Below are 393 nucleotides of genomic sequence, written 5' to 3' on the forward strand. Positions count from 1 at the left end.
GCGCGGTCTCATCCTCCTGAATCGGCAGCCGCGGCTGATTATCCACCATCCACGAGTGCCACGACGAGGCCAGCGTGCCATCGGCGTTGTATTTGTGCAGGAAATAGCCCTCGGGCGTGATCACCCGGTTGCAGAAGTTGAAGAAGTTACGGGTTAGCTCATCGTAGCCCGCCCGATCGAGGGCGTAGGCCACCAGCGCGCCATCGCGCGGCCACATGTAGCTGTAAGTGTCGAAAGAAAACTGGCGAATATCGCTGTCGTTGGCGGCAATAATCGCCCCGCTATCGTCAATCTGGGTGCGCACCGTCAGCAGCGAGCGCTTGTAGAGGTCGATCAGATCCGCTGGAACGTCGTTGAAATCCAGCTCCTCTTTGTTCACCCACAGGCTCCAGA

Annotated in this window: 1 protein-coding gene; it reads right to left on the reverse strand. The window is 58.8% G+C overall.

What is annotated here, in order from left to right:
* A partial coding sequence (locus I6F37_RS43865; protein ID WP_225154966.1) for a glycoside hydrolase family 15 protein occupies positions 1 to 379 on the reverse strand: 379 nt, incomplete at its 3' end.
* Positions 380 to 393: the final 14 nt, after the last annotated feature.

It is taken from the genome of Bradyrhizobium sp. NBAIM08 (assembly GCF_020193935.1).
GTDB classification, from domain to species: domain Bacteria; phylum Pseudomonadota; class Alphaproteobacteria; order Rhizobiales; family Xanthobacteraceae; genus Bradyrhizobium; species Bradyrhizobium yuanmingense.